Source organism: Parageobacillus thermantarcticus, assembly GCF_900111865.1.
Taxonomy (GTDB): Bacteria; Bacillota; Bacilli; order Bacillales; family Anoxybacillaceae; genus Parageobacillus; species Parageobacillus thermantarcticus.
Map to the genome: position 1 here is coordinate 1 of NZ_FOJS01000105.1, position 1,057 is coordinate 1,057.

General features: G+C 40.8%; 1 protein-coding gene. It reads left to right on the top strand.

Going from position 1 to position 1,057, the window contains the following annotated elements:
- Positions 1-1,057 (top strand): HAD-IC family P-type ATPase (locus BM278_RS18220; RefSeq protein WP_143093502.1); only part of this gene is annotated, 1,057 nt, incomplete at both ends.

Sequence of the window (1,057 nt, forward strand, 5' to 3'; positions counted from 1 at the left end):
TTTGGGGTACAACAACCATCGAAGAATTAGAAAAAGCAGGGGCTTTTGAAAATTTGAAGATTCGGGAAGATAAAGAAAAAGCAGTCAAGCGTGAACCTTTTTGGAAGCAAAAAGAGAACATCAAAGTGTATATTTCCGCTGTTTTGCTTGTGATTAGTTGGTTTTTAGGGAAGCAATACGGAGAAGAGCATTTCTTTGCGACGATTGGGTATGCTGCAGCGATTTTAATTGGTGGATATTCGCTATTTATTAAAGGGTTCAAGAACCTAGTTCGATTGAATTTTGATATGAATACGCTGATGACAGTGGCGATTTTAGGAGCTGCAGCGATTGGTGAATGGGGAGAAGGTGCAACCGTTGTCATCCTTTTTGCTATTAGTGAAGCCTTAGAGCGTTATTCCATGGATAAAGCTCGTCAATCCATTGAATCGTTGATGGATATTGCTCCAAAAGAAGCATTAATTCGTCGAGGAAATGAAGAAATGATGGTCCCTGTTGACGATATTCAAGTCGGGGATATTATGATCGTAAAGCCTGGTCAGAAATTAGCGATGGATGGAATCATCATCAAGGGTACATCTACATTAAATCAGGCTGCCATTACAGGGGAAAGTGTTCCCGTAGCGAAAACAGTTGGTGATGAAGTTTTTGCAGGAACATTGAATGAAGAAGGTTTATTGGAAGTAAAAGTGACAAAACGAGTGGAAGATACAACCCTTTCGAAAATCATCCATTTAGTGGAAGAAGCTCAAGCAGAACGAGCGCCTTCTCAAGCATTTGTGGATCGTTTTGCCAAATACTATACACCAGCCATTATCATTTTTGCTCTTTTACTAGCCGTTATTCCGCCATTATTTATGGGTGCTGATTGGAGCGAATGGATTTATCGGGGTCTAGCTGTATTAGTAGTTGGTTGTCCGTGTGCGCTGGTCATTTCCACTCCTGTTGCGATTGTAACCGCCATTGGAAATGCAGCGAAAAACGGGGTGTTAATTAAAGGTGGCATCTATTTAGAAGAAGCAGGATCTCTAAAAGTCATCGCTTTTGATAAAACAGG